Here is a 20,652-nt window from a genome sequence, read left to right as displayed (position 1 = left end):
AAGCACGCTCATCTGTCGGTCTTAATGTCGAAACCGAAACCGACACCGACAAAATTCGATTGTTTGCCTGCGGGCCCCAAAAACGGTTCTGCAGTCATCGCTCGTATCGCAGCAAGCGCAACGCGTTGAACACCACCAGCAGGGTCGAGCCTTCGTGCGCGATCACTGCCGGGCCGATGCCGAGGCCGAAGATCGTCGCGGGGACCAGCAGCGCCACCACTCCCAGGCTGACATAGACGTTCTGGCGGATGATCGCGCGTGACTTGCGTGACAGGCCGACGGCAAAGGGCAGATGCCGCAGATCGTCCGCCATCAGGGCGACATCGGCGGTTTCCAGCGCCACGTCAGAACCTGCCGCGCCCATCGCGATGCCCACGGTGGCGCTGGCCATCGCGGGGGCGTCGTTCACGCCGTCGCCGACCATTGCGACCATCCCCTCTTCGCTCAGCGCGGCGATGGTGTCGACCTTGTCCTGCGGCATCAAATCGCCGCGTGCCTCGTCGAGTCCCACTTCGCGGGCGATGGCCTGGGCGACGCCGGTATGATCGCCTGAGATCATCACCATCCGCTCGATTCCCAGCGCGCGCAATTCGGCGAGCGCCTCGCGCGCGCCTTCGCGCGGCGTGTCCATCATGCCGATCACGCCGAGGTCGCGCGCACCATGGCGCACCACCATCGTCGTGCGGCCCTCGGCGCGCAGGCGCTCGATCAGCGCGGAGGCCTGCTCATTTAGCGGAGCAATGCCATCGGCACCGAACATCTCCGCCTTGCCGATCAGCACGGTTTCGCCCTCGAGGCTCGCGCGCACACCGCGTCCGGTCAGGCTTTCGAGCCCACCCGCCGCAGGGATCGCCGCATCGCCGAGCCGTGCACGACCGTCTCGCACCACGGCCTGGGCCAGCGGGTGATCGCTCAGTGCCTCGACCGCGATGGCCACTTGCAGAAGTTCGGCCTCTTCAACGCCGTCCACCGCCACCACGTCGGTGATGCGCGGCTCGCCTTCGGTCAGCGTGCCGGTCTTGTCGAAGGCCATTGCCGTCAGCGTGCCGAAGTCTTCCAGCGCCGCGCCGCCCTTGATCAGCACGCCGCCGCGCGCCGCGCGTCCGATGCCCGAGAGCACCGCGCTGGGCGTAGCGATGGCGAGCGCGCAGGGGCTTGCCGCCACCAGCACCGCCATCGAGCGATAGAAACTGTCGCGGAACGGCTCGTCCACCACCACCCACGCAAACAGCAGCAGCACGGCCAGCGCCAGCACGGCGGGCACGAAGATACGCTCGAACTTGTCGGTCATGCGCTGGGTGGGGGAGCGGCCCGTCTCGGCCGCGGCGACCAGCTCGGCGACCTTGCTGAGCGTGCTTTCGGACGCGATGCGCGTGACTTCGATTTCCAGCGCGCCGCTGCCGTTGATCGTCCCGGCGAACACGCGCTCCTCGTTCTTCAAATCCTGCGGCTGCGCCCGGGCCGCCGCGCGATCCGCGACGGGGGCCTTGTCGACCGGAATGCTCTCGCCCGTGACCGGGGCCTGATCGATCGCTGATCGGCCCTTGATCACGAAGCCGTCCGCCGCCAGCCGTTCGTTGGGACGCACGAGCACGACATCGCCGACGACCAGCTCTTCGACCGGCACCTCGGTTGCGGTGCCATCGCGCAGGACGGTGGCGTGATCGGGGGCCAATTCGGCGAGCGCGTCGATCGCCCGTTTGGCCCGGCCCATCGCGTAGCTTTCCAGCGCGTGGCCGAGGCTGAAGAGAAACAGCAGCAGCGCCCCTTCGGCAAATTCGCCCAGGATCGCGGCCCCGGTTGCCGCCACCAGCATCAGGGAATCGATCTTGAATTGCCGCGCCAGCGCGTTCTGCACCGCTTCGCGCAGGGTAAAAAACCCGCCGAAGAAATAGGCCGCGACATAGCCCGCCAGCGGGAGCCAGTCGGACGCCGAGGGAACCAGCTTCTCCACAGCGAAGCCTGCCACCAGCGTCACGCCGGACAGGATCGCGAAGGCCAGTTCTAGCGGCACGCCAAACAGTTTGGCGTCCCCATGGGCGTGGTTGTGCCCGTCGGTGTGGTTATAATCATCCGCCATGTTGCGGTGCTCCTTCGATAGCAGTTTCTGTTTCGGGAATGTCGTCCCGCCCGCGCAGCACCAGCCGGGCGATGGCGGGTAGCACGAACAGGGTGAGCGCGGTGGCGGTGATGAGCCCGCCGATGACCACGGTGGCGAGCGGGCGTTGCACCTCCGCACCCGTGCCGGTCGCAATCGCCATCGGCACGAAGCCGAGCGAGGCGACCAGCGCGGTCATCAGCACCGGCCTCAGCCGGGCGAGCGCGCCGTCGGCGATCGCCTCCTCCAGCGGCAGGCCATCGGCCAAACGCTGTCGGATCGCCGTCATCATCACGAGCCCGTTGAGCACCGCCACACCCGACAGGGCGATGAAGCCGACCGCCGCCGAAACCGAGAACGGCATCCCCCGCAAGGCAAGGGCAAACACGCCGCCCGCCAGCGCCATCGGAATGGCACTGAACACCGCCAGCGCGGGAACCCAGCCGCCCAGCGCCATGAACAGCAGCAGCAGCACCAGCGCGAAGCACAGCGGCACCACCAGCGAGAGCCGCGCCTGCGCCTCCTGTAGGTTCTGGTACTGACCGCCCCATTCGATGAAGGAGGCCGGGGGCAGGGTGACGCCTTCGGCCACCTTGCCCTGCGCTTCCTCCACGAAAGAGCCCAGATCGCGCTCGCGCACATTGGCGCTGACGATCACCAGCCGCCGCCCCTGCTCACGCCGCACCTCGGCCAGCCCATCCACCACGCGGAAGCTGGCAAGCTGTCGCAAGGGCACGCTCACGCCGTTGTCGAGCAGCACCGGCAAGGCGCCGAGCTGGTCGAAATCGTTGCGCGTGGCATCCGGCAGGCGCACGACCACATCGAACCGGCGATCGCCTTCGAACACCAGTCCCGCAGGCCTGCCGCCCAGCGCGATGGCCACGGACTGCGCGACCTCCTCCACGGTCAGACCATAGCGGGCAATCGTCGGTCGATCGAAGGCGATGTCGAGCGTGGGGAAGCCGGTGACCTGCTGGACCTTGACGTCGGCAGCACCCTCGACGCCGCGAAGCACCCCGGCCACTTCTCCGGCTGACCGGGTCAGCGCCGTGAGGTCGTCTCCGTAGAGCTTGACCGCTACGTCGCCGCGAACACCCGCGATCAGCTCGTTGAAGCGCAGTTCGATGGGTTGGCTGAACTCGTAGAGGTTGCCGACCAGACCGCTGAGCGATTCCTCCATCTCGGCGACGAGTTCGTCCTTCGACAGGTCGGGATCGGGCCACTCTTCGCGCGGCTTCAGGATGACGTAGGCATCGGACGCGTTCGGCGGCATCGGATCGCTCGCGACCTCGGCCGTGCCGGTGCGCGAGAAAACCAGTTCTACTTGTGGGAAAGCCTCGAGCTTGTCCTCCACCTGTCTCTGCATGGCGAGCGAGCGTTCGAGCGAGGTCGACGGTATCCGCAGCGACTGAACCGCGATGTCCCGCTCGTCGAGCTGCGGCGTGAACTCGCTGCCGAGAAAGGTAAACATCAAAGCTGCTACGGCAAACATCCCGGCACCCGCCCCGATCACCGGCCATGGGCGTGCGATGGCACGGCGCAGGGCCGGGCCATAGCGTTCCTTCGCGATCCGGACCGGCTTGACGTCCTTCTCGGTCAGCTTGCGATTGAGGAGCACCGCGATCATCGCCGGGACAAAGGTCAGGGACAGCACGAAGGCGGAGGCGAGTGCCAGCATGACCGTGATGGCCATTGGCGAGAACGTCTTGCCCTCGACCCCCGTGAAGGTGAGAAGCGGCGCATAGACCAAGAGGATGATCGCCTGACCGTAGACGGTCGGCTTGATCATCTCTTGCGCAGCCAGCCGTGTCTCCGTCAGTCGTTCGTCGAGGCTGAGCAATCTACCTTCGCGGTGCTGCCTCGCAGCGAGCCGCGCGACGCTGTTCTCAACGATTATGACTGCGCCATCGACGATTAGTCCGAAGTCCAGTGCCCCGAGGCTCATCAGGTTGCCCGAGACACCAAGCCTATTCATTCCCACCGCTGCCATCAGCATGGATATCGGAATGACCAATGCGGCGATGATCGCTGCCCGGATATTGCCGAGCATCAGGAACAGGACGGCGATCACCAGAAGAGCGCCCTCGACGAGGTTCTTTTCGACCGTGGCAATGGTCGCATCGACGAGCGACGAGCGGTTGTAGACGATCTCGGCGACCACTCCGTCAGGGAGCGAGGCGCGGACTTCTTCCAGTCGCTCGGCCGAGGCGGCAGCCACGGTGCGGCTGTTCTCGCCGCTGCGCATAAGGACCGTGCCAACGACCGCTTCCTCGCCATTGAGCGAGGCAGCACCGGTTCTGAGGTCGCCGCCGATGCGAACCGAGGCGACATCTCCGATCCGGATAGGAACGCCCTCGCGGGTCGCGACCACTGCCTGTTCGATGTCCTGTGTGCCCCCAAGCCGCGCATCGACGCGGACGAGCAGAGCCTCTCCTGCACGATCGACGAAGTTTGCGCCTTCGGCGAGGTTCGCCGCTTCCAGAGCATCGATCAGGGAGACGAACGACAGACCGTAGCCGGTCAGACGAGCAGGATCGGGCTGGACGAGGAACTGCTTCTCGTAGCCACCGATCGAGTCCACGCCCGCCACCCCGTCGATGGAGCGCATGAGCGGAGCCACCACCCAGTCCTGCACCGTGCGAAGATAGGCTGCCTTGGCGACTTCGGTACCGAGGCGCTCGCCGCGTTCGGTGATGAAGCTCCCGTCCGCCTGCCAGCCGGTTCGACCACCCTTGGGCGCATCGCGACCTCCCGGATACTCGTATTCGATCGTATACATGAGCACTTCGCCCAAGCCCGTCGAGATCGGCCCCATCGTAGGCTCGGCGCCTTCCGGCAGGGAGGCGCCGATCGGGGCGAGCCGTTCGTTCACCTGGCTGCGTGCGAAGTAGATATCGGTGCCTTCTTCGAAGATCGCCGTGACCTGGCTGAAGCCGTTGCGCGAGATCGAGCGGGTCTTCTCGAGCCCCTCGATCCCGGCAAGCCCGGTCTCGATGGGAAATGTCACCTGCGTCTCCACCTGCGACGGGGAGAGCGCGGGCGCGCTGGTGTTGATCTGCACCTGCGTGTTGGTGATGTCCGGCACCGCATCGATCGGCAGGCGCAAAAGGTTCATGGCGCCGTAGATCGCGGCGAAGACGGTGAGGACGATGACCGCCCAGCGGAACCGCACGGCGATGTCGAGGATGGCCCCGATCAAACCGTGGCGATGGCTGGCCGAACCGGTGTGGTTTCCCACCTCGGGCGTGGGCCGTGTCTCAGTGACCATGTTCGGCGCCCTCCTTCCCGAGTTCGGCCTTGAGCAGGAAGGCGTTGGCGACAGCGATCCGCCATCCCTCCTGGAGGCCGGAGAGAATTGTCACCATGCCCGCAGACCGAGTTCCGACTTGGACCTCGCGGGCCTGGAACCCGGTCTTCGTCCGGACAAAGACGACATCGCGCCCCTCGACCACCTGGATGGCGTCTTCCGGCACCGCGATGCGGTCGCGGTCGATCTCACCCGAAGGTCTGATCCGCGCCTGGAGAAACGCGCCCGGCTGAAGGCCAGGAACACCGCGCGACAAAGACAGGACCGCAGTGGCACTGCGGCTTTCCGGATCGAGAGAAGGCGTGACCGAACGAACCCGGGCGCCGATTTCGCGGCCATCGCCGACGACCAGCACCGCCTCGTCACCAGGTTGGATGCGTGAGGCTTCAGCCGAAGGCAGTGCCACCTCGATCTGGAGTCCATTGGGATCGACCACGCGGTAGAGTTCTTCGCCGGCATCCACGAAGGCCCCCAGCACAATCGGTACCGCGGTGATCCTGCCAGCGAGGGGTGAGGTGACTGCCAGCGAACGCCCGTCGCCGCTGACACCGGCTGCTGCTACTGCCGCCTGCGCCCGTTGCAATTCCGAACGCGCTACGCTGAGATTGGCCTGCGCGGCTTCCAGGTCCTGGCGGGCGGTGACATTTGCTTCGAACAACCGCCGTTCGCGTTCGTAGGCGGCCGACAGCTCGCCCACCCGCGCACGCGCGGCACTGAGCTGCGAGGCGAGAGCCGCAGCGTCCGCGCTTTCGATGCGGGCGACGGTTTCCCCGCGCGACACATAGTCGCCCAGCGTCTTGCCGACGGAGCGGACGACCCCCGAGGCCCGGGCATCGATACGAGCGGAGGCGGTGGGGCTCGCCGCGACCGTTGCCGGAAAGACGAGCTCGACAGCGGCCCCAGACCGGACGGCGGCAAGCTGTATCCCAGCCTCGCCAATCTGCTCTTCGCTAAGGGTGATCACCCCTTCGGGTGTCTCGACCGCCGATTCCTCCTGTGCATGGTCGCCGACTTCGGAGGTCGGCCAGAATATCAGCGCCATAGTGCCAACCGCGATCACGATACCGACGAGGATAGCCAGTTTTCTGCGTGTCATTGATGTATCCTTCATTGGGCGGCCAGCCCGATCAGTTCGGCTGCGGCCAGGCCCCTCTGTTCTCGGGCGGCGATGAGCGCCTCGCGGATCGTGTCGCGTGCCTCTGCGGCTGCGAGAACTTCGATCAGGGGAAAACGTCCGTTGCGATATCCGATGCGAACGAGGCGCAGCGCCTCCTCCGCCTGCGGGAGCGATGTCTGTGAAAGGGTCTCGACGCGCGCTTCGGCACCAAGATACCTTGCCCGGGCCGTGGCGACCGCCTGCTCGTAATCCGCGAGAGCCACCGCTTCGCGGGCATTCGCTGCCCGCAACCGAGCCTCGGCAGCGGCGATGTTGCCCTGGTTCCGGTCGCGAAAAGGAAGGGGGATTGATACGCCGACAAGGAAAGCATTGTCGCCGCTTTCCCCGAAGCGCCGCACGCCCGCAGAGACCGTCGGATCGGGAATACGCAAACTTCGCTGCCGCTCGATCTCCGCCGCAGCCGCAGTGCTCTCGGCTCGCGCGACCCTATAGGTGAGGCTTTCCTGCGCCTCGGACATCAGCGAAGCGGGCGGAAGTATATCCGGAAATTGCGCCGGAACGAGCGGCGCTTCGCCGCCGGCCCACAGAGTTGCAAGCGCTGTTCGAGCCGACAGGCTCTCCGCCTCGGCCTCGACCAGATGTGCGCGCGCTTCGGCGAGGGCTGCATCCGCTCTCAGCGCGCGCAGAGGCGGCTCGCGGCCGACTTCCACAAGGACGCCAGCTATACGCGCCAGTTCTTCATTGCGCGCGACCACATCCTGCGCAAGTTCGACCCTGGCAGCTGCGGCAACAGCCGTGAGGTATCGCTCGCGCACCAGTTGGCCGAGTTCGACCGTGGTCAGATCGGCCCTGAGGGATGCGAGTCCCGCCTGGGCTTCAGCCGCACTGACACGGGCGGAGCGTTTGCCGCCTAGTTCGAGACGCTGTCCTACAGAGAGTGTATACTCGGTCGCCTGAAGGCCGGAAAAAGCCCCGCTGCCAGCGAGGTTCTCGACCTCGAAGGACACTTCGGGATTAGGCCGGAGGCGAGCCTGATCGACAAGCGCCGCTGCCGCCTCGGATTCCGCGCGGGGACCCACGAGGCGAGGGTTGGTGGTGGCGGTATCGGCCTCAGCGGCGACCCCGCTGAGTTCGAGGGCGTCGTCGAGCGTGACGACACGCGGGTCCTGCGCGCTGGCAGGTCCCGTGGACAGGGCGAGTATCAGCCCCCAGACGGGGGCTGCTCGCCACGATATGGCGAACATTGATGGGTATTCCTCTGGTGACGTTCAGTCAGCGTCGGAAAACAGGTCCGACGCGCGGCGAACGTCAGCCGCGAGGAGGGGGCGTTGCCAGTTCGGTCAGATTGGACGCAAAAGAGGGCTGGTCGCCAGCGCGCAGGGCACTCATCACCGAGCCCAAGGTGACGGCGTCAGACGACCGTCCGACGGCCTGCGAAGCATGATGACAATGGCCATGCGCACATGCGCCGTGCTTCTCCGGGCCACGGTCATCATCGCCGGGCTCGTCGTGCTGCTCGAGTTGGGATGCTACCGGAGGCTCTCCCGCGCATTCGGCCGCTTCCGCCACCGGAGCCCACAGGACACCGAATGCGGTGCACAGCGTGATGAGCTGTAGCAAAAGGGAGCGGGCGAAGAGCCGGGTCATCGCGCGTCCGGTAGCAGCGGAGGCTCGGCTGCGAAAGAACTATCTCGCGAGACGGAATGTGATTTCATAACAAAACCATCGATCTACTTCGAGCCACGAACATCTTGAACTGGCGATTGACCAAGCACACGACTGATCTCCGGTTCTATTTCCAACCGAGCGAATGCGCTTACATTCGAACGACCACTGTTTCCTATTGGAAGTCTCCCGGTGAGGTTGCCTATGGGGGCAAGGGAAAGTCGGAATATCTGACCTAGAAGTTCGCGCCGATCACGCGTTCTCCACGCAAGCTCCAGCATACGCCAATGCGAGACGCAGTGCGGTCCCAAGCGGTCCTGAGCAACTACGTGGGCCCGTTCGAGATGGTGCCAGGCTTCCTCGAAATTCTGCTCGTCCGCAGCCTTCGCTGCGCGTCGGTATTCTTCTGCGAGAAATGCATCCCTGCTGGGAATGGTATTGCTATCCATGGGACAGCTCCTTGCGTGCCTGGCCGAACACCTCCGCACTGCCCCACAGGGCTAGTCCGGCCATGATCGAGGCGACGAGCAGGTCGGGCCACGCGTCGCCCGTTCCGAACACGCCGAGGGCGGCGCCGAGAACCGCAATATTACCGATCGCGTCGTTGCGGGAGCAAATCCATACCGATCGCATGTTCGCATCGCCTTTTCGGAAACGGAAGAGCATGAGCGCGACGATCACATTAGTCGTCAGAGCCAGCGTGCCGACCACTCCCATTGTAGCCGGCTCCGGATTGGCACCCTCCATCAATCCATAGATCGCATAGCCGATCACCCAGATGCCAAAGGCGAGCATGGACGTAGCCTTTACCAAGGCAGCTCTGGCCCGCCATGCGAGCGCCATCCCGGCGACGCCAAGACTGATCGCATAGTTTGCGGCATCGCCGAAGAAATCGAGCGCATCGGCCTGGAGCGAACGGGAATCAGCAGCGACACCAGCCACCATTTCCACCACGAACATGGCTGCATTGACGGTAAGCGCGATCCACAGGACGCGGCGCCAGCGAGGATTGTTGTGCGCGGCGGCATCAGGCTCCGGTGTCTGGCAGCAGGACTTCGCCATGCCACTCTCCTTGCAACGTTCGAGTCGCAAGAACATATGCACCTTGTAGCAACTACAAGGTCAAGCGATGCGTATCGGAGAACTTGCAAAAGCCACCGGCACAAAAGCGGAGACGATCCGCTATTATGAACGAGAAGGCATCTTGCCTGCTGCGGATCGCAGGGACAGCAATTACCGCGACTATTCGGACAATCACTTGGCAGCGCTTACATTCGTTCGCCGCGCGCGCCAGCTCGGCTTCAGCATGGCGCAGGTGCGAGAACTTCTCGCGCTCTCCAACCATGAGGACAACCCGTGTCAGGATGTTGATCGACTGGTTCAGCTGCAGCTGACCGAGGTTGAGCGCAAGATCGCCGATCTAAACGCGCTACGAGACGAGCTGGGACAAATGTTACGGTCCTGCCAGGCGGATAAGATCGGTGAGTGCCAAATCATCGGCAGCCTAGGGCGCCAAAGCGTCATGTGAGACCTTGATGACCGTCTGCTTATGGGTGACCCAGAGAAGCAATGGAATGGCCGACATGGGGGCGCAATGCTGCCGGAGGACGCTCGTTGAATTCGCGGCTGCTCTCCACTGTGAAGGATAGTAGAAATGTCATCTGAGAAGTTTGGTGGCTGACGCCGGAAGGTGAAAATTCCACCACAGGTGCGCAGACTGCAGCCAGCTGTGCGCCGCCTAGAGACTCTCATGACAAAGAAACAAGTAAGAGGCACAGCGTCCTATGAAGGCGCTCTGCTCATCTGTCAGAACCTTGCCGAACTGACCGCCTACGAACTCGCAGGTGACCAAGTCCTGATTCCCGATAGTGGCGGCAGCACATCGGACATTTCGCGATCGCTAATCCTCATGCCCGGGGTCAGGCTGGCCTCCACCGACACGACAAGAGGCATTGCGATGCTGGGTACGAGCGCACTGGGCGTGAGATGCCTGGAGTATCCTGACGGCGAACGCATCGGCGACTTCACCGTGCTTTTCGCAGAGAACGGCAGTGCCGAGCGCTTCGCAGCAATGCGCGCATGGGTCGATCAAGATCGCGGGCTCTACCTCATACCCGATGAGGACGCCGCTGACGCGGGAGAGACCGCCTTCAAGCTCGATCGCGGCCTTCGAAAGGTCGATCAACCTTGGGCTGACGAGGCCGACCGACAGCGCGGTCTCGCCGAAGCGTTAGCCCTCCTCCTGGCTGAAGGGCCCGAAAGCCGGGCCGGCTGATCCCGGAATGAAGTGAAGGCTCGGCATGTAGGCCGAGAGAGTTATGAAAACAGAAGGGAGAGGTCGCGCTCGGCCAGGGCGGCCTCCCTCCAAGGAATTCCAATGAACGCGATATCTTTGCACCGTCCTCTTGAGGGCGAACCCTTGCTGCGGCCTATTACCCATCGGACGGGTAGCCGTTTCGCCTCGCTCCTGATCACCTGCGGTCTCGCCACTGTTGAGACCGCCCGCATCGATGAGCGCATCAGGAGCGGCTTCTTCGAGAACGAAGAGGCCGAAGTGGTGGTGATCGCCACCAGCTGCGATCGCCCACTTCTCTATCACGAGTGCGAGGTACTGGCGCACTTCTCCCACAAGGACCTTGTCCTGTTTCGTTTCGATCCACTCGAAGGGGCCTCCTTCGATGTCCTGCTCGAAGGGAGCCAGACGTGGCAGTGCAACTATTTCGCCTGGCGCCGCGAAGGCGACGGTCTTTGGCTCATTCCCGCTCACACCGAAGGCCCTTTCTTCCGGCTGAGCGAGAAGGGGCTCGAGACCTTTCAGGGGGCTCCTTACGAAAGCGGCTACCAGCGCTATGCAGGGATTATCCGCGCCATCGAAACCGCTTCGTTTGACGGGAGGTTCTGATCATGCCGAAGGCAAAATCCAAGAAGATTGAAGTCGCTAGAGGCGCAGAAGTACAGTCCAAGGTCAGGATGAAGGTCTTTACTCACGAGCCGTGCAGCGAGCATCCGGACTTCGGCTGGTTCCGCTACTGGTACGAAACCGAGTTTGACCGGCCGACCGTCACCGACTGGATCGAGAAAAAGGGCTCGCCCGGCGACGATCCGAAGTTCGGTCGTGCGGCGCGGGTCGAGGTCCTGCTCCCGGCCAGCGCGCCGGCCGACTACACGAGCATCGAGTTCCTAACCCGGCGCTTCGACGAGACCTTGCCGCCCTTCGAGAAGCACGCGCTGGTGCAGGCGAAGATCCTGCTCGACGACGATGAAGCCTGGCACATCGGCTATGAGCGGGTTCGCAGCTTTGCTCGGTCCCACTTCGCACACCGGTTTGTGGTCATTTTGATAGCGCATATCCCCGGGACAGTAGGCCTCAAGGGGCAGGGCAATCACATCCATTGCGCGGTCCTCTCCAGGACGATCAACATCAATGGGTTTGGCAGTGCCTGCACGGCTCTGTGCAGCGATCGCGGCTACGAAGCGGCGGTCGCTGCATGGCAGGAGCATAAGGATAACTGGGACGTCACGGCATGAGTGGAGAAGAGAGCTATGAGCCCGTCTATGCCTTGGCAGAGCACTGGGCCCGAAAGGGGCCCGGTGAAGTCGAAAAAGTGCAGGTGACCTTGAACCTCGCTCGCAAACTTTTGGCGGGCGGGAAGGTTCAGCCATACAGTGAAGGTGAAAATCCGTTCGAACCGGTACCCTATCTTTGGGAAACCACCGAGGTCCCACCGAACATTCCGCGGCGCATATTCCTAGGGACGGTAAGTGATCTCGCCACGGGGCTGGGGCATACGGTGTGGTTTGCCGCTGGCCTCGCTCGGGATGAAGATGAGTTCCGTCGACTAATGGCAGCTCATATTGGGCACATTCTAGCCAATGGCGCGACGGTAAAAGCGGGCATTGAGGACTTTCCGTTCGCGAAGACCTTCATCTCACCCTCACTTCGAAAGATGCTTCGGAAGTTCGACCAAGGCCGGAATGCGCCAGCGGGGTTCTTCTACCTCAGTCAGTGGCACGATAATTGCTCGTGAAGGCTTGCCTGGTCCAGCAAAACCGGGCGACGGCCCCCACTCATTTCCGTGAGATGAAATAGAGACCAATAGAGATGAAGAACATCCTGAACCGAAGCGACCGGCGCATTGCGTTCCTCGACGTCGAAGCATCAGCCCTAGAGACGGGAAGCTACCCGATCGAAGTGGGTGTGGCGCTCGTTCGCGGACCTTCAGAGCCGATTGGTGTCGGCGCTAAACTCATCCGGCCAACCGCCGACTGGCTCAAGACCGGTTTGTGGTCAAAGTCCTCCGAGGCTGTACACGGCCTTTCGCTCGAGCGCGTGCAGCGTGAGGGTGAACCTGTTGAAGCGGTTTGTGACTGGCTTAACGGTTTGCTCGGTACAGACACCATTCTTGCCACAGATGCTCCCAGATACGACCAAGATTGGCTCGATACGTTGTTCGCTGCTGCGGGGCGCCACCAGAAGTTCAGGATTTTCGACTTTCAGGTGCTGACGCGAGACTTCAGCGCTGATCAGCATCGCCACTTGGCGTATTTGCTAAGGAAGGATGCTCCACCGCATCGTGCAGCTGAGGATGCATTGCGTCTGGCTTCCAAACTGATGGAAACGCACTGGGGGCACCCGCCGAGAAAAAGTCCCTTACCCACGCTTTCCGATTTCGGCGGAGAATCCCAGTGAGACTGGGGGCACCCTTGGGGGCATGGAGTGAGACACGACTCTGTAAATGCCCGTGCTACTGGGCTCATGGCGAAATATGTGGCTCCCTCCGTCTCCGCCACTGGTTCTCAAAAGACCGCTGGCAAAAGCCGGGCTCCCCCTCCCGGGGCAGCCTGTCGTCAGGCGGCGACCGGCAGGACCCCGCGAGCGGTTCGGCCGGTGATCAGCGTGAACAGGACGCCGCTGCGCGAATTGACCCCGAGCCTGTCGAGTACGGCTTCGCAATGCCGTCGTGCCGTGTTGACGCTGATCTGCAGTTGTAGGGCGATCTCCTTGTCCGAAGCCCCTTTGGCGATGCATTCGGCCACTTCCGCTTGGCGATCGGTAAGGCCACGACGCACCGCCAGGTCTTCGAAATTGATCGATGCTTCGCGCATATCGATCACGATCTCCGTGCACCGCATGTCGGGCAGGTTCGGTCCTGGAAGATGAAACACCAGCTCGTCGTCCAGCGTCGCGATATCTGTCCAATCCAGCCCGTCTGCCGCGGCATTCGCCGAAGAGATTTCGCCATCGTTGGCTCTGAGGATGGTCGGATAGGGGAGCGCATCGAGAAGAGCCAGGAAACTGGGTCGATCAAAGCTCTTGGCGTAGAGCCGCTGGAAAGCGGAACTATAAGAGGGGTGGATCAGCTTCAGCAGATTGACCGTCGTATCATTGCGGTAATGCGGATCATCCGGCCCGTTGAACCCGAACGCCATGACGGATTCCCCCACCGGCAAGACCACGTTCATGCCGATGATCTGCCCCATGCCCGCTGGAACATAGATATCGCGGTGCCACTCCGATGCAGGGCCTGTGTCTTCGGTATAGAGCTCCCAATCGGGAACGACGCCCCCGCCCATCTGCCGGCGCAACCGGTTCACCAGGTCGTAATCCGGATCACGCAGGATGAAGTTGCCGTCCTCTTCGATGCCGATGAAGTTCTCGTTGATGAAATCCTCGATCTGGGGGCCGATTTCATAGGGCACCCAGACCAGCTGGCCGTCGAACCAGTTGCAGGAGAACCCCCGCGAGGCACCGATCAGCTTGGCCGTCTCCTCGAGGATATCGCGAATGGCGCCGACAGTCATCGCATCGGGCAAGGCGTGGAGTTTCTGCTGGATCGACAGCAGCGCCTCCATCTGGCTCTCGTTCAATTCCACGATCTGTCCCCCCGCCGCAGCCTGACATCGGTCAGTTGAAGGCATCCATTTCTAACCCTTCGCTTCGAAGAATGACAAGTCACCGCATTGCGAGGGCTCGCGCGAAAGAATTACAAATTGAAATCACACGTAATTATCCACGACCAGCTGGTCGGTGTCAGTAGTGGATACCCACATTGCATCATGCGTTACTCCGGCGATTTCGGTCTCGAGCAAGAAAGTTTGGTCATCCAAAGTATCCCCCATTGCGGCGAAATGCAGCGGCTCCGAATTTGGCGCGAGGTTTTCGATGACGGCGTCCATCAGGTTGGACTGCCACATGTCACCAATGACATCGCCGACGATCTGCATATCGTTGCTCGCAGCGGGCGAACCACCGACCGATGTCTGGGATTCGCCCAAGTCATAGATACCGGCCGTCATTTCGGGCTCCATGGCCATGGCCATCAGCATGGATGACTGCTGGGCTGTCCCCGACCCGTTGACGGTGATCGTCACGGTCTGCACCAAGAGGCCGCCTTTTCCGTCATCGATTGTTATATCGAAGCGCTCCTCGGCCCAGCCGCCCTGGCCGAGCGCGACCGCGGCATCGTTATCGACCACGTAGCGCCAGTTCACGCTTCCGGCTCCATCGCCTGTTGCCGGGTCGGTCCCGGTAATCTCCAGCGTGCCACCGATCGCATTGCCGCTGTCGGCGCTCACGGAAATCGCATGGACGTCGGCAAGATCGGCATCGGCGAACAAGACGAAACCATTCAACGTCAGCGGGGGCGCCGTGCCCGGGCCGACAAGATTGCCGTCCGTGTCGATAAACAGCAGGCCGACATTCGCTGCTCCGGAGAACATCACGACGAGGTTGCCGGTACTATCGAAAGCCATGTCCTTGATATCGGCGACGGTGTTAGGGACAAGGCCGGTCACGAACCCGGCGCCGTCACCGAAGCTGGTGTCGAGCTGGCCGTCTGCGGTCAACCTGACCACGGAGACGGTCCGGGCAAGGCTTGCATCCTGCGTCATTCCGGACAGATAGATCCGGCCCTGCCCGTCTACCAGGATGCCGCCCAGCGTGTCATTGCCGATGTCGACAAGCGCAATGCCTCCGGTTCCAAAGCTCTGATCCAACAGGCCATCGGCCGTGTAGCGCACCACTACGAAATCGGATGGACCGGTGTTTACCCGGGTCGTCCCTGCCACCAGCAGGCGTCCCTGATCGTCGAGAGCGGAGCCGCTATAGCCCTCGAACGAGCTTCCGCCCGAGATGTCGAGCCTGGCAAAACCGACACCTGCCGCATAGCCGGTGTCGAGGTTGCCATCGGCGTCGTACTTGGCAACGACGAAATCGCCATTGCTCGCATTGGTCCACCCGGCTGCGAAGACATTGCCCTCTGCGTCGACGAACAGGTCGCGGGTTCCGTCCGACTGGACGATGTTGGTCGAAACCTTGCCGTCCCCGCTGAAGCTCGTGTCGAGACTTCCATCCGGCGTGAACTTGACGATGTAGAAATCGGATCCGTCCGAGCCTCCGACCAGCAAATTCCCGTTCGCATCGAATGTAATGGTCGAAGCCGTCTCGGTGGCGGCGCCGCCAAGCCGGTAATATCCATCCCCGCTGAAGCTGGTGTCCGGCGTTCCATCCTCGTTGAAACGCATGACCACAAGGTCCTGCGTGCCTGCTGACGAGCTCAGGCCGTAACCGACGACGACGATCTTTCCGTTCGCATCAATCGCAACGCCATTTGCTCCGTGATGAGCGGAAAACGTCGAGACATAGGCCCCGTCGCCGGAGAAGGTGGTGTCGAGCGTTCCGTCCGGATTGTAGCGCACCACCATGATCTGCTGGGTGCCGGTGGTTCCGATCCTGGCGTTTCCGACCACGATCATCCGCCCGGCATCGTCGACAATGACCGCACTTGGCGTATCGATGGTGCTTGTCACGCCCATGGCAAAGCCGAGGTCCGTCAGGATCGGGTTTCCGACCAGCCCCTGGTAGTCGGCCTGACCGAAAACGCTGCCCGAGAGGTCACCACCCAGCGAGACCGGTGCATCGTTGCTGCCCGTGATGGTCACGCTTGCCGTCTGGGCTACACTCGCACCATAGGCATCCACGACCTCGTAGGTGAAATCGACGGTCTCGCTTTCGCCCAGCGCCAGGTAGTCATAGGCGGATGGATCGACGGACAGCGAATTGCCGACGAGCGCCATTCCGGTGCCATTGCCGCCGACCACCGCGAAATTGGCCACCGACAGCACGTCGCCCCTGTCAGGGTCGGACGCGCCATCAAGAAGGTCCACGACGAAGTTTGCATCGTTCTGGTCGCCGCTCGCCTCGACCGGTGCGCCAACTTCAGGCGTGTCGTTCACCCCCATCACCTTCACGTTGACCACATGATCTGCGGTGGCGCCGTGAATATCCGTCACCGTGAGGGTAAAGCTCTCGGTGACCTCTTCGCCTTGCGCCAGCGGAATGAAGGCGGCCTCGCTCAGGCTGTAATGCCAGTCGATCAGACCATCGGCATTGTAAGTCTTCGGCGTCACGATAGACGTCGTCAGCACTCCGCCCAGGGTGTTTTCAGCGCTGACCAGGGCAGAGACCGAATGAACGGGGGTCGCAATCCAGTTGTATTTCTCATCGAGATAGCCCGCGTCCTCCAGATCCGGATCGCTGAAAGCCACGGTCCCGTCGGCCAGCAGGGCATAGTTCGACGTGTCGCCGACGAGTTGCAGAACGGCATATTCGTCGGCCACCCCGGAGCCCTGAACGAAATAGGGCGCGTCATTGGTGCCGGTAACGACGATGGTCACCCACTCGGATTTGACTACGGCCCCGAATTCGTCCGTCGCCTGGAACAGGTATTCGCCGGCGCTGAAATATTGCCCGTCCTCGGCCAAGGCCTGTGCATCGGCTTCATTCAGCTGGAAAACCCACTCGCCAGTCGCGGAATCGAGCTGGATCGATCCCAGGTAGCTGCCAGAACCAGCAAGCGAATAGGTGATTACCGCGTCATTATCGGGATCTGTCGCCGAGATCGTCCCGAAGGCGGTCTCTTTTTGGTCCTCTATTACATGGAAATAGGACTGACCCTCGAGCGTCAGCTTGTCATCGGAAGTGGTAATCTCGATTGCTGCGGGGGCATCATTGCGTCCTGTTACCACGACGCTGACCCATTGGGTCGCGGTCCCGCTATTGCCGTCGTCGACAGTAATCGCGAACCGTTCTTCAGCGGTTTCGCCTTCCGCAAGATGCAATGCCATCTCGTTCGGCAACGCGTAATGCCAGGTGACCGAGCCCGAGCCATCACCGGTCGAAGGGTCCGCAATCAGGGCCGTTACAGTGCCGCCCAAGCCGTTATTGGCGTCGGGTTCGACCGACAGTGCGTGCACATCCGCCAGATCGACTTCGGCGAAGTTTATGGTTCCGTCCGCACGCAACACGGGATCGGGCGTCCACGTCTGGCCTGAATCATCGAGTATCGTGAGGCCGAAGCCATACGATCCCGAAGGTTCCACAGTCTGTGCAGTCACCAGCACGCGACCAGATGAATCGACTCCGATTTGCGGGACATCGCCGGCATAGCGGGTGAGCATCATCGTTCCGTTGTCGCCGAATGTGCTGTCGACCTCGCCATCGGCGAGGAAACGGGTGACGGCCAGCAATTGTCCGGTGTCTGTTTGCGTGGTCCCGGAGAGCACGATCCTGCCGTCACCATCGATGGCAACGGTATATCCCGCGTCGTAATCCAGGCTTATGTCGTGCCGTGCGACACCGTCGCCGCCCCCGAAACTGGTGTCGAAACTGCCGTCGGGCAGCAGGCGGATGACGAGCGCGTCGTAACCGGTGCCGGTCGCAGGGTCATAGCCGTAGCCGCCGATAACGAGATTGCCCTGCTCGTCGACAATGCCGGACCATGCGTATTCGGCACCGCCGAGGTCGATCTGGAGGTGACCATCGCCCCCTCCGAAAGCGGTATCGGGGCTGCCGTCTTCCAACACCCGGAAGACCTGGATGTTCGAGGCACCAAACCCGATCAGATAGAATGCCGGTTGCGTTCCGCTGGCGCCTGTGTCCGCGACGACATCCCGAATGCTTAGGTTGCTCAACCCCGCGACGTTGTATTGGGCGATGCCGCCCGAGCCGAATGAGGTGTCGAGAGTACCATCGGCGCTGAAACGTGCCGCCGATGCAACGGTGATTAGGCCATTGCTGCTTTGCTGGTACGACCAACCGCCCACAATAAAGCCGCCCTGGCTATCGAGGATCACGCCTTCTACCCGCGCGCCATCGCCAAAGTCGGCAGTCGCGAGGCCATCGCCCCCGCCGAAATCCATGTCGCGCTGACCGTTCTCGTCATACCGAACCAGGGCCATATCCGTGTATGCGTGGCCGCTTGACGGATCGGTCAGGCTCGTCGCGGCGACGATGCCACCTGTTCCGTCGAAAGCCAGGCCATAGAAGGATTCATTGCGAACGGGATTGAGGTCATCGACGACTATTCCGCCATCTCCGAACGTCTGGTCCAGTGTGCCGTCAGGATTATATCGGGCAATCATGGGCGCCCAGAACCCCTGGTCCACATGGCCGCCGACCACGATGCGATCCTGTGAATCGATCAGCATCGAACGCGGATAATCGTTCAGCACCGATCCGCTGATGATCGGATATTCCGGAATTGAACCGTTGGCGGTGACGGCGCTGTCGAACACGCCGCCGGTGATGGCCGGCCCATCGTTCGCCCCGGTGATCGTGACCGTTGCCGTCTGCGCCGCGCTACCGCCATTGCCGTCGATCACGTCATAGCTGAAGCTGACCACCACGCTCTCGCCAATGGCGAGGTAATCATAGGCCGAGGGGTCGACCGACAGCGTGCTGCCCGAACGCACCATGCCGTCCGCGTCGCCATCCACCAGCGTGAAGTTCGCCACCGACAGAGTGTCGCCAGCATCGGGGTCGCTCGCGCCCGCCAGCAGGTCCACATCGAACCCGGCGTCGTCCTCGCTGGCACCGGCCTCGATCGCCGCTGTCACCTGCGGACCATCGTTCGCCCCGGTGATCGTGACCGTTGCCGTCTGCGCCGCGCTACCGCCATTGCCGTCGATCACGTCATAGCTGAAGCTGACCACCACGCTCTCGCCAATGGCGAGGTATTCATAGGCCGAGGGATCGACCGACAGCGCGCCGCCCGAACGCACCATGCCATCCGCGTCGCCATCCACCAGCGTGAAGTTCGCCACCGACAGAGTATCGCCAGCATCGGGGTCGCTCGCGCCCGCCAGCAGGTTCACATCGAACCCGGCGTCATCCTCGCCGGCGCCGGCCTCGATCGCCGCTGTCACCTGCGGATCATCGTTCGAACTCGTTACCTCGATCGAAACCAGGGCAACATTCCCATCCTGCAATCCGTCATTGGCGAAGTAGGTGAATGTATCGCTGCCCGAGAAATCAGGGTCCGGCGTGTAGGTAAAGCTGCCGTCCGCGTTGAAGGAAAGCGTTCCGTTGTTCGGCCCATCCACCAGGCTGGCGGACAGAGCATCCCCATCGACGTCTAAGTCGTTGCCCAGGACGCCGGTGTCAGGTCCGATAATCAGCGAACCGTCTTCACCCACTTCGTAGCTGTCGTCGCCGGAAGCCGGAGCTGTATTGCCGCCGCCCTGGAAAGTGCCCGTGACAGTGATCGTCACAGTCGCAGTCGATCGTCCACCTTGCCCGTCGTCAATCGTGTAGCTGAAGCTGTCGTCGGTGGTCTGCCCCAGGGGCAGGGTGTCGAAGGCGGAGTTGGGATCGTAGACATAGGAACCGTCTGCTTCGACCTTGAGCGTAGCCCCCGAAGCAAGTGTGATTGCCTGACCTACCGCAGCGGCATCGCCGTTGACCGCTGCCACGGTCAGTGGGTCTCCGTCGACATCACTGTCGTTGTCCAGAAGACTGTCCGGGGAAGAAAGGATAGCGTCGGCGGCTATCGCGCCGCTATCTTCCTCGGCGGTCGGATCGGTATTGCCACCCGACAGGTCGATCGATGAACCGTCCCCGAAAACGATACGTTCGACATCGATCAGCACATCGTCGCCATCCGGACCGCGCTTGCGCGTATCGCTGATGTACACTTTCCCGTCTTCATGACGGATTTCGTAATCGGAGGCGTTCCCGCCGTAGTAGGCAGTGTCGTAGCCATCCCCGCCATCGATCACATCGGATCCGGCGTCGCCGACAAGATGGTCGTTACCTCCACCGCCAAAGAGAGTGTCGGTTCCCGCTCCGCCATCGAGGAAGTCATCGCCGTCTCCGCCAAAGAGCGTGTCTGTGCCATGCTCGCCGAAAATCCGGTCGTCGCCTTCTTCGCCAAGGATGGTATCTGCACCGGACCCACCGAAGATGGTGTCTTCCCCTGCCGTTCCGACCAATTTGTCGTCTTTGCGAGTACCTTGGATTTCAGCCATCATTCCGTTCCTTCAATGCGTTTGCGCACAGCAAGATCTGAAGGGAATGATCGCGGTAAGGCGACTTTGAGCAATAGGTCAGATGCCCTACGATTTGGGCAGGGACAGCCCACACGCTGCCCGAAATGAAGCAGTGTTGCGCGAATTGGGCTCTCCCTC

At 62.4% G+C, this 20,652-nt stretch carries 15 protein-coding genes; 6 read left to right on the top strand and 9 right to left on the bottom strand.

All coding sequences use genetic code 11. The annotated features are described in order from the left end of the window. Positions 1-94: 94 nt before the first annotated feature. The 7 genes from LC083_RS09325 to LC083_RS09295 form a co-directional block, all read right to left on the bottom strand. Positions 95-2,080: a heavy metal translocating P-type ATPase gene (locus tag LC083_RS09325; RefSeq protein ID WP_226700166.1), complete on the bottom strand. Its 1,986-nt coding sequence runs from the start codon at positions 2,078-2,080 to the stop codon at positions 95-97. Then, positions 2,070-5,297, bottom strand: coding sequence for an efflux RND transporter permease subunit (locus LC083_RS09320; protein ID WP_226700783.1), 3,228 nt, complete (start codon positions 5,295-5,297; stop codon positions 2,070-2,072). Before LC083_RS09320 ends, LC083_RS09325 begins: the two co-directional genes overlap by 11 nt. 58 nt (positions 5,298-5,355) lie before the next feature. Further along, positions 5,356-6,501, bottom strand: a complete 1,146-nt coding sequence (locus LC083_RS09315; protein ID WP_226700165.1) for an efflux RND transporter periplasmic adaptor subunit — start codon at positions 6,499-6,501, stop codon at positions 5,356-5,358. An 11-nt stretch (positions 6,502-6,512) separates the two neighbouring features. Then, positions 6,513-7,766, bottom strand: a complete 1,254-nt coding sequence (locus tag LC083_RS09310) for a TolC family protein (protein ID WP_226700164.1) — start codon at positions 7,764-7,766, stop codon at positions 6,513-6,515. A gap of 64 nt (positions 7,767-7,830) precedes the next feature. Further along, on the bottom strand, positions 7,831-8,169 hold the full coding sequence (locus tag LC083_RS09305) for a hypothetical protein (RefSeq protein WP_222553358.1): 339 nt from the start codon (positions 8,167-8,169) through the stop codon (positions 7,831-7,833). A gap of 83 nt (positions 8,170-8,252) precedes the next feature. Then, positions 8,253-8,636, bottom strand: coding sequence for a DUF3703 domain-containing protein (locus tag LC083_RS09300; protein WP_226700163.1), 384 nt, complete (start codon positions 8,634-8,636; stop codon positions 8,253-8,255). After that, entirely contained in the window at positions 8,629-9,249 is a 621-nt protein-coding gene (locus LC083_RS09295; RefSeq protein WP_222553360.1) for a cation transporter, read from the bottom strand. The genes LC083_RS09300 and LC083_RS09295 overlap by 8 nt, the downstream gene beginning before the upstream one ends. 67 nt (positions 9,250-9,316) lie before the next feature. Here LC083_RS09295 and LC083_RS09290 point away from each other — a divergent pair, with 67 nt between their 5' ends. The 6 genes from LC083_RS09290 (at position 9,317) to LC083_RS09265 (ending at position 12,877) form a co-directional block, all read left to right on the top strand. Beyond that, the gene (locus tag LC083_RS09290; protein WP_222553361.1) at positions 9,317-9,715 is read left to right on the top strand and encodes a MerR family transcriptional regulator; all 399 of its coding nucleotides are present in this window, start codon (positions 9,317-9,319) and stop codon (positions 9,713-9,715) included. Between the two features lie 222 nt (positions 9,716-9,937). Further along, positions 9,938-10,462 carry a hypothetical protein gene (locus LC083_RS09285; RefSeq protein ID WP_226700162.1) on the top strand — a complete coding sequence of 175 codons (525 nt, stop codon included), beginning with the start codon at positions 9,938-9,940 and terminating at the stop codon, positions 10,460-10,462. 102 nt (positions 10,463-10,564) lie between these two features. Next, entirely contained in the window at positions 10,565-11,089 is a 525-nt protein-coding gene (locus LC083_RS09280) for a hypothetical protein (protein ID WP_226700161.1), read from the top strand. Between the two features lie 2 nt (positions 11,090-11,091). Then, the gene (locus LC083_RS09275) at positions 11,092-11,715 is read left to right on the top strand and encodes a hypothetical protein (protein ID WP_226700160.1); all 624 of its coding nucleotides are present in this window, start codon (positions 11,092-11,094) and stop codon (positions 11,713-11,715) included. Then, positions 11,712-12,215 carry a hypothetical protein gene (locus LC083_RS09270; protein WP_226700159.1) on the top strand — a complete coding sequence of 168 codons (504 nt, stop codon included), beginning with the start codon at positions 11,712-11,714 and terminating at the stop codon, positions 12,213-12,215. The genes LC083_RS09275 and LC083_RS09270 overlap by 4 nt, the downstream gene beginning before the upstream one ends. Before the next feature lie 74 nt (positions 12,216-12,289). Continuing rightward, positions 12,290-12,877 (top strand): hypothetical protein, encoded by a 588-nt coding sequence (locus LC083_RS09265; protein WP_226700158.1) that lies wholly within the window; start codon positions 12,290-12,292, stop codon positions 12,875-12,877. Between the two features lie 158 nt (positions 12,878-13,035). On the opposite strand, the gene LC083_RS09260 is transcribed toward LC083_RS09265, so the two are convergent. Together LC083_RS09260 and LC083_RS09255 are read right to left on the bottom strand one after the other, a co-directional pair. Continuing rightward, positions 13,036-14,061 (bottom strand): helix-turn-helix transcriptional regulator, encoded by a 1,026-nt coding sequence (locus tag LC083_RS09260; RefSeq protein ID WP_226700157.1) that lies wholly within the window; start codon positions 14,059-14,061, stop codon positions 13,036-13,038. Positions 14,062-14,184: 123 nt separating this feature from the next. Then, positions 14,185-20,493, bottom strand: coding sequence for an Ig-like domain-containing protein (locus tag LC083_RS09255; RefSeq protein ID WP_226700156.1), 6,309 nt, complete (start codon positions 20,491-20,493; stop codon positions 14,185-14,187). Positions 20,494-20,652: the final 159 nt, after the last annotated feature.

The sequence above is a fragment of the Qipengyuania gaetbuli genome (genome assembly GCF_020524765.1).
In the GTDB taxonomy this organism is placed as follows: domain Bacteria; phylum Pseudomonadota; class Alphaproteobacteria; order Sphingomonadales; family Sphingomonadaceae; genus Qipengyuania; species Qipengyuania gaetbuli_A.
The sequence above is the reverse complement of the archived record's forward strand: the minus strand, read 5'-3'. Positions and strand labels throughout refer to the sequence as shown.